Source organism: Peptoniphilus indolicus ATCC 29427, assembly GCF_000227315.1.
GTDB lineage: Bacteria > Bacillota > Clostridia > Tissierellales > Peptoniphilaceae > Peptoniphilus > Peptoniphilus indolicus.
Genome location: NZ_JH165063.1, coordinates 51,623 through 65,563, shown reverse-complemented (window position 1 = coordinate 65,563; position 13,941 = coordinate 51,623). Strand labels below are relative to the sequence as shown.

Genomic DNA, 13,941 nt, shown 5'->3' with positions numbered 1-13,941 from the left:
AATTTATATATGTATGTAAATACTGTAAGATGTATAAATAATTATCAACTAAATTGTAATTTGAGTTTTCACTAGAGCTGTTATTGCAGAAAATATACACTTATTTGTAAGTTTTTCAACCGATTCATTTAACAGTTCTTCGTAATTAGAGCTCATCCTCTTCACTTCCGTCATAAAATCCAACTATATCTTCAAAAATATCCCACATTTCATCAACCATTTTTTTATCTACAGAAGAAAATGGAATTATATTATCTCTATTTTTTATTCCCAACTTCTTTTGTATCTTTGCAATATGATTTTGGTATTGTCCACGTGAAATTTTATCTGCCTTAGTTGCAATTACAAGACCTGAATGTCCATTTGCAATTAGATAATCATACATAGCTTTATCCAATTCTGAAGGTTCATGCCTAATATCAACTAACAACAATACTTCTAATAAATTCTCTCTGTTTTCAAGATAAGTATTTATAACTCCAGCCCAAGAATTTCTTTCAGTCTTAGAAACTTTCGCATAGCCATATCCCGGCAAGTCCACAAGTCTTAAATCTGAAACTCTATAAAAATTTATAGTTCTTGTCTTACCTGGAGAGGAAGAAGTCCTCGCAAGGTTCTTCCTCCCAAGCATTGCATTTATAAATGATGACTTCCCAACATTAGACCTCCCTGCAAATGCAAACTCATATACATCAGGTTCCGGATACTGTTCTCTTTTTACAGCAACTTGTTCTAAACGTGCGTCATCAGTTTTCATCATTTCCTCCAAAGATGTGTTCTATTGCTTCATTAGCTTCATTTAAAGTTACAATTTCAAGCTTATTTACAATATTTTCATCAATCTCTTTTAAATCTCTCTCGTTTTCTCTTGGTATTAAAACTTTCTTGATTCCCATTCTCTCAGCCGCTAAGAGTTTTTCTTTTAAACCGCCTATAGGCAAAACTCTTCCGGTCAATGTTATCTCGCCTGTCATCGCAACATCTGATTTAATCTTTCGACCTGTTAAACTTGAAAGCACAGAACTAAACATTGCAACTCCTGCTGATGGTCCATCTTTTGGAACTGCTCCTTCCGGAACGTGAATGTGAATGTCTGATTTTTTTCTAAACTCAGAGTCTACATTTAAAGTTTCTGCATTACTTGCTATATAAGAAATCGCAGCATTTGCCGATTCTTTCATGACATCCCCTAGTTTACCTGTCAACATCAATTTCCCTGAACCGTCCATAACTGTAGATTCAATTTCAAGAGTCTCTCCACCAACTTCAGTCCAAGCAAGTCCATTTACAACTCCCACTCTATTTTTTTCTTGAACTAAATCAAATAGAAATTTCTTTTCTCCTAAATATTGATTTAAGTTATTTTCTGTAACAGATAGAGATTTTTTATTTTCTTCTACTATTCTCAAAACAGCTTTTCTAATACATTTGGCAATTTCTTTTTCAAGGCCTCTAACTCCAGCTTCTCTTGTGTAATAATTTATGATGTCTTCGATTGCCTTGTCTGTAAATTTAATTTGAGATTTCTTTAGTCCATTCTCTTTTATCTGCTTAGGCAGCAAGTATCTCTTAGCTATTTGAAATTTTTCTTGTGGTGTATATCCGCTTAATCTGATTACTTCCATTCTATCTAAAAGTGGTCTTGGTATTGTAGAAGTTGAGTTAGCAGTTGCTATAAAGAAAACTTTCGATAAATCAAAAGGAAGTTCTAAATATCTATCTGTAAAAGTATTGTTTTGTTCCGGATCAAGAACTTCAAGTAGTCCACTTGCAGGATCCCCTTTAAAATCACTTCCAACTTTATCTATCTCATCTAATAAAAACACAGGATTATTCTCTTCTGCTTTTTTCATTAAGCTTATAACTCTTCCGGGTAGAGCGCCGATATAAGTTCTTCTATGACCTCTTATCTCAGCTTCATCGGTTATACCTCCAAGACTCATCCTTACAAATTCCTTAGATAGAGAATTTGCTATTGAAGAAGCTATGGAAGTTTTTCCAACTCCCGGAGGACCTACTAAACACAATATTGGACCTTTAGAACTTTCTGTTAAATTTCTAACTGCCATAAATTCTAAAATTCTTTCTTTTACATCTTTTAGTCCATAGTGCTCAGAATCTAATATTTCTCTAACTTTACTCAACTCAACTGTATCTGCTGAAGATTCATTCCATGGTAATTCTAATATCCAATCTAAATAAGTTAAAATTACTGAATACTCCGGTGAAGAAGGATTTAACTTAGAAAGTCTGCTAACTTCTTTAAGCGCTTTTTCTCTAACGTAGTCAGGTAAATCTGTATCTTCAATCTTTTCTTCGTACTCAAGAAGTGTATCTTCTTCTGCATTGTCGCCAAGTTCTTTGTGTATTACTTTTAACTGTTCTTTTAAATAATACTCTCTTTGAACTTTATTCATATTAGATTTAACTTGTTTGTCAATTTTTCTTTCAATAGAGAGCAATTCTATTTCTCTTTTTAAAATTCCATGAAACTTAGTAAGCCTTTCAAATGGGTCCAATGTTTCTAAAAGGTCCTGACTCTTTTCTAAATCTAAATTTATATACGCTGCTGATGTGTCTACTAAAGATTCTGGAGATGATGAATCTACAACGGACTGCAAAAGACCTGGTATAAGCCTTGAGTCCAATTCAGTATAATTTTCTAAATCTTCTTCAATGAGTCTCATAGCCGCTAAAACTTCTTGATTGTCGTCTTCATTACTTTCATATTTTATCTCTTCAACTGCGGCTTCATAAAAGAAATCCCCAATAAAAAATTCTTCTATTTTAGCTCTCTTTACTCCTTCAACGAGAACTCTGACTACTCCTCCCGGAAGTTTTAAAATTTGTTTTATTGCGGCTAAAGTTCCATAATCAAATAAATCTTCTCTCTTTGGTTCCAATACTGCAGAATCTTTTTGTGCTACCAATAAAACATATGAGCCGTTTATTTCAGCAGCCTCTACTGCCGCTATACTCTTTTGTCTTCCGCAATCAAAGTGTGTTACCATCCTTGGAAAAACGACTAAATCCCTCAATGCTATTAAAGGCACTTTTTTATTTTCACTCAAATTATCACCTACTATAAAATAGGACTCACTAAGTGAGCCCCTAATTAATTTACATTCTTTAAAATTAACTCTGGACTCTTGTCTCCACTAACCGAATCCTTTGTTATAATTACCTTCTCAACATCATCTCGAGATGGTATTTCATACATTATATCCATTATAGTATTTTCTATTATACTTCTAAGACCTCTTGCTCCAGCCTTTTTTTCTATTGCAGACTTTGCAATATACTTAAGAGCTTCATCCTCAAACTCTAATTCTACATCATCAAGCTTTAACAATGCTTTATATTGTTTGACGAGTGCATTTTTAGGTTGAGTTAAAATTTCAATCAGAGCATCTTCATCCAACTGTTCTAAAGTAACTGTTATAGGTAGACGACCTATAAGCTCAGGTATCAAACCAAATTTTAAAAAGTCCTCTGTCCTTACATCCTTTAGAAGTAGTCCTCTGTCACGATTTTTATCAGTTAATTCACTTCCAAATCCCATAGAAGATTTTTCAGTTCTGGACTCAATGATACTATCTATTCCGTCAAATGCTCCCCCAACTATAAATAATATGTTGGTTGTATCAACTTGTATAAATTCCTGATTAGGGTGCTTTCTTCCGCCTTGTGGAGGTACATTAGCTACTGTGCCCTCTATTATTTTCAATAGAGCTTGTTGTACACCCTCTCCACTTACATCTCTTGTTATAGATACATTTTCAGCTTTTCTAGCTATCTTGTCTATTTCATCAATGTAAATTATTCCCTTTTCAGCTTTTTCTATATCATAATCTGCAGCTTGAACTAACTTTAAAATGATGTTCTCTACATCTTCACCAACATAGCCCGCTTCAGTAAGAGTTGTCGCATCTGCAATTGCAAACGGAACATTTAATACCTTAGCTAAAGTTTGAGCCAGAAGAGTCTTACCACTACCGGTTGGCCCAACCATTAGAATATTAGATTTTTGTAGCTCAACATCATCTTTATCTCTATGCGTTGAAATTCTCTTATAGTGATTATATACAGCCACCGCTAATGATCTCTTTGCTTTTTCTTGCTTTATAACATATTGATCAAGCACGTTTTTTATTTCTGCAGGTTTTTTCAAATCAAACTCTGTGTTTAAAAGTTCTTTTTGTTCTTCATTTAAAATTTCTTCACAAAGGTCTATGCATTCATTACAAATGTATACATTTGGTCCTGCAATAAGTCTGTCAACCTGATTATACGCTTTACCACAAAAAGAACATCTGGCAATTTCATCCTCTTTATTTAAAGTACCTTTTGCCATTTAACACCTCAGTTTCTCTTCTCAATTACTTTATCGATTATACCGTACTCAAGAGCTTCATCTGCTGTTAAATAATAGTCTCTGTCTGTATCTAACTCTATCTTATCCAACGGTTGACCGGTTCTCTCTGAAAGTATTTTATTTAATCGTTCTCTTACTTTTAAAATTTTTTCAGCTTGAATCTTTATGTCTGTCGCTTGTCCTTGAGCTCCTCCCAAAGGTTGGTGAATCATTATATCTGCATTAGGTAGCGCAAATCTCTTCCCCTTTGTGCCAGCTATTAAAAGAAATGCTCCCATAGATGCTGCCATACCCATACATATTGTGGAAACATCACACTTTATATATTGCATAGTGTCATAGATTGCAAACCCCGCACTCACAGACCCCCCCGGGCTGTTTATATATATTTGAATATCCTTAGTATTATCTTCTGCTTCTAAAAACAATAATTGTGCAACTACAAGGTCTGCTACTTGGTCGTTTATCTCGCCTGTTAAAAATATTATTCTTTCTTTTAATAATCTTGAATAAATATCGTAGCTTCTTTCCCCTCGTCCAGTTTGCTCAACTACCATAGGCACTAATGCCATTTAATCACCTTTCTTTTCTCTTTTATAAATTATTTATCCTCTTCAGAATCAGTTTCTTCGGCAGGTTCTATAAATTTAGCATTCTCATATAAATAATCAAGAGTCTTTTTGTTCATAAGGTCTTCTTTTATGGATTCTCTATTTGAACCATTCATATACTCTCTCATTTTTGTTTTTTGTTCTTCATTATCTTTGAAATACAGGTTTACTATATTCTCAATTTCAGCATCTACATCTTCATCAGTCGGTACAATACCTTCAAGTTCAGCAACTTTTTCAAGAGCTAATGCACTTTTAACTTGCTTAAGAGCATCTTCTCTTAAGTTTTCAGCAAAATCTTTAACTTCAACACCAATCATTCCTAAGTAGTCTTCAAGGTTCATTCCTTGGCTACGTAAATTTTGATCAAAGTTTTGCATCTGAGTATTGATTTGAGCGTCAACCATTCCCTTTGGAACGTCTACTTCAACAATTTCAACTAATTTCTTAGATATAGCTTCTTTCTTTTCTGCAATTGATCTCTCTTCAAATTGCTTAACTTTCTTTTCTCTTAAATCATTTTTGTATTCTTCAACTGTATCAAATTCTGAAATATCTTTAATGAATTCATCATCTAATTCAGGAAGTTCTTCTTTTGAGATTGAATTTAATCTAACTGAGAATACAGCTTCTTTTCCCTTTAAATCTTCAGAAAAATAATCTTCCGGGAAAGTTACATTGACATCAAATTCATCATCAATATTATGTCCTTCTATTTGTTTTTCAAATCCCGGAATAAAAGTATTTGACCCCAAAACTAGATCTTGGTTTTCTCCAGCTCCACCTTCAAATTCTTCTCCATCAACTTTACCTACAAAATCGATATTTACCTTATCTCCTTCTTCAGCTGCTCTATCATCAATGTTCAGAACTCTTGCATTAAGACTTCTTTGTTGGTCAATTTCAGCATTTAAAAGTTCTTCAGTAACTTCATATTTAACATCTTCAACTTCTATCCCTTTATATCCTTCGATTTTAACTTCAGGTTTTACATCTACTGAAATTTCAACTTTAATATCTTCACCTGAGTGAGCTTCTTCAATATTTACATGCGGCTGGTCTACAACTTCAAGCTTTAATTCTTCAATAGTTTCTTCATATTTCTTAGGTAAAATTTCATTGATAGCATCTTCTAAAAATACTTCTTTGCCATAAACATTTTCGATTATTTTTCTTGGCACTTTTCCTTTTCTAAATCCAGGAACTTGGAAATACTTTCTATTTTTCTTAAAAACTGTATCTTCGGCGATTTTAACTTCTTCAGCTTTCAACACCATTTCAAACTTTACTGTGTTATTTTCTCTCTTAATATCTGTCATTTCATCCTCCGTAAATGATAATTAATCCATTATACCATATTGGTAAAAGATAGTCTAATTTTATATATTCTTAATTGCTTCAACTAACTCATTAAATTCAGCTTCATCAAATGTAATTCCCTTGCTCATTTTAATGTGCTCTGGGTCCCATTCCCTTATATCGTATTTGGGAGCACGTTCATTCCATGAAACCATATTTAGCTCTTTTGTCCATCCATTACTCTTTGTTGATAGAGTTGCAACATGTCTGGTTATTTCAAATTTAAATTCTGCCATATTACCTCAATTATTTTTAAAGTCAACTTCTATTTTACTATAAAGTTCACCTAATTCAATTTCAACATTATTTTTTTCTCTTCTTGTAGAATATTCCACTATTTTTTCGTCAGCTTTTTTACCAACTGTTATTCTTAGAGGAATACCTATAAGGTCTCTATCTTTAAACTTAACTCCAGGTCTTTCATTCCTGTCATCAAGTAAAACTTCATATCCTTTAGAAATCAATTCGTTATAAATTTCTTCCCCTAATGCCATTTGAGTTTCATCATTTGCCTTCATCACAGTGATTATAACGTGATATGGTGCAACTGATATAGGCCAGATAATTCCGTCATCATCATTAAACTGCTCAACTACTGCCGCTACAGTTCTAGTTACTCCAACACCATAAGAACCCATCCAAATGATTTGTTCTTTTCCATTTTGATCTAAATAAGTTGCTCCTATAGATTCAGAATACTTAGTTCCAAGTTGGAATATATTTCCTACTTCAACCCCACGTCTAAATTTATATTCTTCATTAGTTCCTTCAATTAAATCGCCTTCTTTTACTTCAAGTAAGTCTTCAGCAATTTCCCCTTCGAAGTCTCTTCCGTAGTTTGCATTCTTTATATGGTAATCTTCCTTATTAGCTCCAACTATTAAATTGTGAAGTCTTGCAACAGATGAATCAAAAATAAGTCTTGCATCTATTCCCATAGGTCCGGTAAATCCTTGCACACTTCCTATGCTCTTTATTTGTTCATCATTCATCGCTTCTATTTCATGTTCAGGAACGCCCAAGTAACCTTCAAGTTTTGCCATGTTGATTTCTCTATCTCCAGGTATAAAAACTACTACAGGTTTTTCTTGAACCATAAAATCAACAGCCTTTAAACATCTTGATTTTTCTTCACCAAGATAGCTTGAAACTTCTTCTATAGTCTTAGTATTAGGTGTATGAACTTCTTCAAGCTCTCTTGCCTCTTCATCTGGAACTTCGGGATAAACTACTTTTGCCTTTTCAGCAGTTGCTGCATATCCAGTACCATAAGCAATTACACCTTCTCCAGTGTCTGCAAGAGCTATAAATTCATGAGATTGGTTTCCTCCCATGGCTCCATTGTCGCCTTCAACAACAACATATTCAAGTCCTATTCTGTCAAATATCTTTTCATATGCATCATACATTTCTTGATAAGACTTTTTCATTCCCTCAGGATCAATATCAAAAGAATAAGCATCCTTCATACTAAATTCTCTCGCTCTATTAACTCCAAATCTAGGTCTCTTTTCATCTCTATACTTTGTCTGTATTTGATATAAATTTAGAGGAAGTTGCTTGTAAGATTTTACTTCGTCCTTTATTAGAGTTGTAAAATACTCTTCAGCAGTCGGTCCAAGACAAAACTCCCTTTCATGTCTATCTTTTAATTTAAACATCTCAGGGCCAAATCTATCCCATCTGCCTGATGCTTCCCAAATTTCTTTGGGTTGTATTGCAGACATTAGTATCTCTTGACTTCCCGCTCTGTCCATTTCTTCTCTTACAATATTTTCAATCTTTCTTACCACTCTATATCCTAAAGGCAAGTATGAATATATTCCACTTGCAGATTTTCGAATAAAAGCTCCTCTTAACAACAATTTATGAGATGCTATTTCCGCATCTTGAGGTGCTTCCCTAAGGGTTGGCATATATAATTTAGAAAGTTTCATAAATTCCTCCAATTCCTCTTACAATTTGCCATATAATTATATTATTAAAATAAGTCTAATTCAAGTAATTTAGCCAATCTATATATAAATTTTCATTTTTATTCAAAAATTTATTGTTTTTCTTTAAAAAATTATGTACAATGGTAGAACAAATTAATTGAATTCAAAAAATGATTAATTTCAAAGTCTTATAAAAAACTTTTTAAAAGATACAAAAAAAGACTTGCAAAATTGTCATAATAGAATTATAATTTATTAGTACTTTGATTTCGGGGTGTAGCGCAGTTTGGTAGCGCACGTGGTTTGGGACCATGGGGCCGGGGGTTCAAATCCTCTCACCCCGACCATCAAAAAGCATCGCATTAGCGGTGCTTTTTTTATACCTAAATTTAAACAATGAGATAAACCTTATTTCTTATAAGGTTTATATTTCTATAAATAAGGAGCTTATATGAACACAATTATGTTCGATTTAGATGGTACTCTCTTAGATTCCATGCATATGTGGAAAAATCTGGGAAGTAACTTTCTACTTCGTAAAAATCTAAAAATAACAGATGACGTCATTAAAACTATGAGCACTATGAGCCTTGTAATGAGTTCAGCTTTTTTAAAAGAATATTACAACCTTCCAGAAAGCTCAGATAAAATTCATAAAGATTTTAAAAATACAGTAATGTATTTCTATTTAAATGAAGTAGACCCTAAAGTTGGCGCTATAGAAGTTTTAAAAAAATATAAAAAACTTGGAAAAAAAGTACTGCTTGCAACTGCTACAAATGAAGAATTTGTAAAGCCTACTTTAGATAAATTTGGAATATACCATTATTTTGACGGAATATACACATCAGATACCGTTGGTGAGAAAAAAGATTCTCCTAAATTCTTTGATAAAATATTAAACATTGAAAATATTTCAGCAAGCTCTACACTTCTATTTGATGATTCTGAATTTGCCCTATTGGCTGCAAAAAAATCCGGAATAAAAACTTGTTGTGTAATTGACCAATATTCAATTGCCAACTATGAAATGCTCAAAAAAGAGTGTGATTTCTATATAGAAAATTTTACAGATTGGATGATATAAAATTGATTTTATTTTTTCTTTCAAAGGCGATAATAATATTTTCAGTAACATTTATTTGTTTCTCAATTATAAGAACTCATTTTTTCCCTCATTTGAAAAAAGGTTCTTCACCAATTAGAGAACTATATATCAGTATTTTCTATTCTTATATATTGACTATGAGCATATTCCTTTTTATGCCAAACTCATACGTTGTCGGCTCTAACAGCACGCAATATTTTGACATGGCAGGAAATTTCAAAAATATATTGGAACATTCTAAAATAAATTTAGTTCCTTTTAGAACTATTAGAAACTATATATTATATGCCAGTATATCTCATACAATATTAAATATCTTTGGAAATACATTTTTATTCGTTCCATTTGGATACCTACTCACAAAAATATATCCTCAATTAAAAAAAGCAAAGAGTATTTCTCTAATACTTGCCATGGCCATTTTATCAATAGAAATTATACAACTCACAGTTGGCCGAACTTTTGATATAGATGATTTTTTATTAAATTTTATTGGCGGAATCTTTGGTTATTATTTAAGTTTAATTGACCGAAAGTAGTTTTTAATTTATAATGGTCTTACTTACCTTGGGGGCGAAACTGGTTTCGACGGGGGTTTGGAGCTTACAGTAGCGAGTCGTTTTGAGAACAACGTAAAAGTCTCAAAAAAAATTAAACGACAATAACGAATTAGCGTTTGCTGCCTAAGCGCAGCTCATCTTCTCTTTGAACCCCGTGGCTTAGAGTAAGGTGTCAAATTAACGGGACACAAAACTAGGGAAGACAACATAGCTTAGTGGGTATTAATGTTGTTATAATTTAAATACTTTGTTCGTCGAGGATTTAAATCGAATTTAAATGATGTAACTGCACTCGGAGAAGCTGTCTGTAAAGGGCTTTCGGACGCGGGTTCGACTCCCGCCGCCTCCACCACACTAAATCCAACCTTGTATTTTACAAGGTTGGATTTTTTATGTAAACTGAACCCCTAAAGTTGGACCAAGAAATTTAGCATTATGAGGTCAGTTCATTATAAAGTTTTATACTTACTATTTCTTTTAAATAAGTGTTTTTATTTATACTTTAACCCTTAATTTAATAATATTTATTTTTATTTATTTCTATTTTCTTTTTTCTAATTTAAGTGTATTATACTAGTAAGCAGTCAGGAAAACATATGCAAAAATTTAAAACTAGCAACCATCATAACAGGTCTAGTACTAATAAGTCTAACAAATATTGTAAATACAAAAGAATTTAAGGACACTAAAAAGGCTGATGGTACTCCCATCAAAAAGAAAAGAAAGGAAATATAAGATGAATGAAAACGTAAAGAATGTAATACTAAAAGGGATTGTATTTGGAACACTATTAGGAACAGTAGCAAACACAAATTCAGTACAAGGGGTAGGACAAAACAACCTCAAAATAAAAGAAACAACAAAGAAAATAAACCTAGAAAATAAAAAATCCAGCAATATGCAAAATGTAGAAATTGGGGGAACAAACTATATACAATTAAGAGAATTTGTAAACATAATCAATGCAAACGCAAGCAAAGGGGTTAAAATCAACTTTGATGATGCAAAACAAGAAATCAAACTAGGCACAGATGTTAAAAATAGAGAAGCATTAAAAACAGTATTAGAAACACAAGCAAAAGAAGGAAACTTTTTAAATACATTAGTACTAAATACAAAACATAAAATAATGGTAAACGGAAAATACTTTAACTTAAAGGGTTTTCTAATCAATGGAAGAAACTATTTTAGACTATCAGATTTAGCAAAAGTATTAAACATAGGGTATTATAAACACCCAGAAACAAAACAAATCTTAATTAACACAAAAGAGGGTTACTTTGCATCACAAATCAAATCAGATAAAGAAGTAAAAGCAGAATTTGCACTACACACAATAGAAGAAGAAACAAAAGACAACTTAAAGAAAGCAGAAGTACAAACATCATACGAATATGTAGAATTTAAAGAATGGGAAAATAGATATTTTGAAGATTTAGCAGAATTAATATATAAAGACCAAAAGACAACAAAACAAGAACCGAAAATAGAGAAATCAAAAGACAATAAAAAAGTAGAACCATTAAAACCAATAAAACCATTTAAACCAGAAATAATCACAGGTTATGATGAAAACCCAATAGACTTTGAACAATACAATAAAGAAGAAGTAAAAGGACAATATACAGAAGAACAACTAAAACACTTAACAGAAACAGAAGATAGTAGGAAAAAAACAAAAATAGAAATAATTACAGGTTATGATGAAAACCCAATAGACTTTGAACAATACAACAGAGAAGAAGATTATAAAGATGTAAAAGGACAATATACAGAAGAACAATTAAAACACTTAACAGAAACAAAAGATGGAGAAATTAATCTTAAACCAGCACCATCAGAAAAAAAACCAGAATTTGTAGCACCATTAGAAGATGACTTCCCAGATGTAACAAAATATAAAGAAACAATTGGAAAACCAGACAGAGAGTTATTTAGAGGGTTAAAAGATGCATATATCGACCAACTAAGGAAGATGGGTATTAATGATAAAGCCACAGAATATGCAATTTTAGAAAATGGAAATCCATATATTATAAAGCAACTATATGAAAATGCAATAAAAGCACAAGAAGAAAGAGATAGAATCGCACATGAAAAAGCAGTTCGTCAAAAAGAATTAGAAAGAAAACAAAAAGAAGAACAAGAAAAACAAAAGAAATTAAAATTAGCACAAAACGAAGCACTACAAAAACTACAAGCAGCAGGGGTAAAAGAAACAGATTTTATCTATAATTACAAAACAGTAGAAGAACTAAACAGAGAAGTAGAAAAGAAAATAGAAGAACACAAACAAGCAGCAAAAGAACAAGCAGCAAGAGAACAAGCAGCAAAAGAACAAGCAGCAAGAGAACAAGCAGCAAGAGAACAAGCAGCAAGAGAACAAGCAGCAAGAGAACAAGCAGCAAGAGAACAAGCAGCAAGAGAACAAGCAGCAAGAGAACAAACAGATAGAATAGAAATGCTAGAAAGCTATAAAGAGTTATTACAAAGAGAGGGTATACAAGATATTTCATTCTTAGATAATTTAAAAACAAAAGAAGAAATAGAAAAAGAGGGTCTAAAAAGATTAGAACAACATAAATTAGCACTAGCAGAAGCAAGAGCAGATGCAATTAGAGAATTAACAGAAAAGGGTATCAAAGACATAGAATTTCTAACAGATATCAAGACAAAAGAAGAAATTAACAGATTAAAAGAAGAAAAACTAGCTGAAAAAGAAAAAGAAGAACAAGAAAAAGAACAAGAAAAAGAAGAAGTTACAGAAAAAACAATGGATTCTGTTACAATTGCAGAAATAAAGAAAGATAAAATAGATTATGATAAAGTTTTAAAGTTCAATGAAAGAGATTTTACGGGTAATAAAGAAGGTTTAAAAGAATTTTTAAAGAAACACATCTATTATCTTGCACCACAAGCACAATTTGTAGCTAAGGTTGGAGAAGTAAAAGATGTAATTACAGAACTTAACAATAAATCTACAGATGCAAACGTAAGATATGTTAGGAACTGGAATTTCACATATTATACTACAATGGATTCTATAAATAACTTAACAGAAAATGACAGAAAAGGGAATGTAGAATTAACATTTAATTATGGTGAGAATAAGGAAACTTTAAAACAAATAGAAGATAAAATAGATAAGTATATTAAAGAAAATATAGAAGGTAAGGATTTAACAGAAGTACAAAAAGTTAAAGTAATTCATGACTACATCATAGAAAATACAAACTATAAAGTTAATGATAACAAAGTAGACTTAGAAAGAAAAAATTATAATGAACAACTTCCAAGTTCAATCCTATTTGGAGATGGTGGGGTCTGTGAAGCCTATGCAATGACATTTGCAAGAATGGCAGAAAGAGCAGGCTTGGACTCAAAAGTAGTAGTAGGATTCCACATATCACCAAATAAGATAAAAGATGATGATATGAGAGCTAAAAAACTAGAAGAAAAGCACAAGAAAATTAAAGCCGAAAACTTTAATATTCAAAGTACAGACCAACAGAACCACGCATGGAATGCAGTTAAGGTTGACGGAAAATGGTATCATATAGACGTAACACATGATGACCCAAAGGTATTTAGAAATGGTAAACTATACACATCAGACCCTAACTTTAAAACATATGATAACTTCTTAAAATCAGATGAAACAATGAAGAAAACAAGAACATGGGATGAAGATTATGTAGAAAAAGCTCCTGAAGATTACACAGAAGAAACATTTAAATATGAAAAATCAGTTGATGGAGATACAAAAATAGAAATAGTAGGTTCAGAAGATTTTACAAATAGAGAAAAAGAAGTAAAACAAAAAGATAAAGAAAATAAAGAGTTGCTAAAAATGGTTAGACCTTCTGATGAAACATTATTAGAAGTTACAGAAGAAAATATAGCAGAAGAATCAAAAGATTTAGAGTCTGTAGAAGAAATTTCAAAAGAAGCAGAAGTAGAAACAGGAACAGAAGAAGCATAGAAAACAAAA

Annotated in this window: 10 protein-coding genes, 1 tRNA gene and 1 other RNA gene; 5 read left to right on the top strand and 7 right to left on the bottom strand. The window is 31.9% G+C overall.

What is annotated here, in order from left to right; genetic code table 11:
• Window positions 1-145: 145 nt before the first annotated feature.
• The 7 genes from yihA to HMPREF9129_RS06970 are packed head-to-tail and all read right to left on the bottom strand — an operon-like array spanning window position 146 to window position 8,282.
• Window positions 146-757 (bottom strand): ribosome biogenesis GTP-binding protein YihA/YsxC, encoded by a 612-nt coding sequence (gene yihA, locus HMPREF9129_RS07000; protein WP_040552771.1) that lies wholly within the window; start codon window positions 755-757, stop codon window positions 146-148.
• Window positions 747-3,071: an endopeptidase La gene (gene lon / locus HMPREF9129_RS06995; RefSeq protein ID WP_004821924.1), complete on the bottom strand. Its 2,325-nt coding sequence runs from the start codon at window positions 3,069-3,071 to the stop codon at window positions 747-749. The genes yihA and lon overlap by 11 nt, the downstream gene beginning before the upstream one ends.
• A 44-nt stretch (window positions 3,072-3,115) precedes the next feature.
• Window positions 3,116-4,354: an ATP-dependent Clp protease ATP-binding subunit ClpX gene (gene clpX / locus HMPREF9129_RS06990; protein WP_004821922.1), complete on the bottom strand. Its 1,239-nt coding sequence runs from the start codon at window positions 4,352-4,354 to the stop codon at window positions 3,116-3,118.
• Window positions 4,355-4,362: 8 nt separating this feature from the next.
• A complete protein-coding gene (gene clpP / locus HMPREF9129_RS06985) occupies window positions 4,363-4,947 on the bottom strand; it encodes an ATP-dependent Clp endopeptidase proteolytic subunit ClpP (RefSeq protein WP_004821921.1) in 585 nt (194 codons plus the stop codon).
• Between the two features lie 29 nt (window positions 4,948-4,976).
• Window positions 4,977-6,305, bottom strand: a complete 1,329-nt coding sequence (gene tig, locus HMPREF9129_RS06980) for a trigger factor (protein WP_004821918.1) — start codon at window positions 6,303-6,305, stop codon at window positions 4,977-4,979.
• Window positions 6,306-6,365: 60 nt separating this feature from the next.
• On the bottom strand, window positions 6,366-6,581 hold the full coding sequence (locus tag HMPREF9129_RS06975) for a YdbC family protein (protein WP_004821916.1): 216 nt from the start codon (window positions 6,579-6,581) through the stop codon (window positions 6,366-6,368).
• A 6-nt stretch (window positions 6,582-6,587) separates the two neighbouring features.
• Window positions 6,588-8,282, bottom strand: coding sequence for a proline--tRNA ligase (locus HMPREF9129_RS06970; protein ID WP_004821914.1), 1,695 nt, complete (start codon window positions 8,280-8,282; stop codon window positions 6,588-6,590).
• A gap of 270 nt (window positions 8,283-8,552) precedes the next feature.
• Here HMPREF9129_RS06970 and HMPREF9129_RS06965 point away from each other — a divergent pair.
• From HMPREF9129_RS06965 to HMPREF9129_RS12905, 5 genes are all read left to right on the top strand, one after another.
• Window positions 8,553-8,629 (top strand) — tRNA-Pro (locus HMPREF9129_RS06965).
• Between the two features lie 104 nt (window positions 8,630-8,733).
• The gene (locus tag HMPREF9129_RS06960; protein ID WP_004821912.1) at window positions 8,734-9,369 is read left to right on the top strand and encodes an HAD family hydrolase; all 636 of its coding nucleotides are present in this window, start codon (window positions 8,734-8,736) and stop codon (window positions 9,367-9,369) included.
• Entirely contained in the window at window positions 9,357-9,929 is a 573-nt protein-coding gene (locus HMPREF9129_RS06955; RefSeq protein WP_004821910.1) for a VanZ family protein, read from the top strand. The genes HMPREF9129_RS06960 and HMPREF9129_RS06955 overlap by 13 nt, the downstream gene beginning before the upstream one ends.
• 30 nt (window positions 9,930-9,959) lie before the next feature.
• Window positions 9,960-10,302: a transfer-messenger RNA gene (ssrA, locus tag HMPREF9129_RS11050) on the top strand.
• A gap of 384 nt (window positions 10,303-10,686) precedes the next feature.
• A complete protein-coding gene (locus HMPREF9129_RS12905; RefSeq protein WP_147285872.1) occupies window positions 10,687-13,932 on the top strand; it encodes a transglutaminase domain-containing protein in 3,246 nt (1,081 codons plus the stop codon).
• Window positions 13,933-13,941 lie beyond the last annotated feature (9 nt).

Coding starts and splice junctions, on each gene's coding strand:
- HMPREF9129_RS06960 (WP_004821912.1), top strand. CDS start 8,734: ATGAACACAATTATGTTCGATTTAGATGGTACTCTCTTAGATTCCATG.
- HMPREF9129_RS12905 (WP_147285872.1), top strand. CDS start 10,687: ATGAATGAAAACGTAAAGAATGTAATACTAAAAGGGATTGTATTTGGA.
- yihA (WP_040552771.1), bottom strand. CDS start 757: ATGAAAACTGATGACGCACGTTTAGAACAAGTTGCTGTAAAAAGAGAA.
- tig (WP_004821918.1), bottom strand. CDS start 6,305: ATGACAGATATTAAGAGAGAAAATAACACAGTAAAGTTTGAAATGGTG.
- clpP (WP_004821921.1), bottom strand. CDS start 4,947: ATGGCATTAGTGCCTATGGTAGTTGAGCAAACTGGACGAGGGGAAAGA.
- HMPREF9129_RS06975 (WP_004821916.1), bottom strand. CDS start 6,581: ATGGCAGAATTTAAATTTGAAATAACCAGACATGTTGCAACTCTATCA.
- HMPREF9129_RS06970 (WP_004821914.1), bottom strand. CDS start 8,282: ATGAAACTTTCTAAATTATATATGCCAACCCTTAGGGAAGCACCTCAA.
- clpX (WP_004821922.1), bottom strand. CDS start 4,354: ATGGCAAAAGGTACTTTAAATAAAGAGGATGAAATTGCCAGATGTTCT.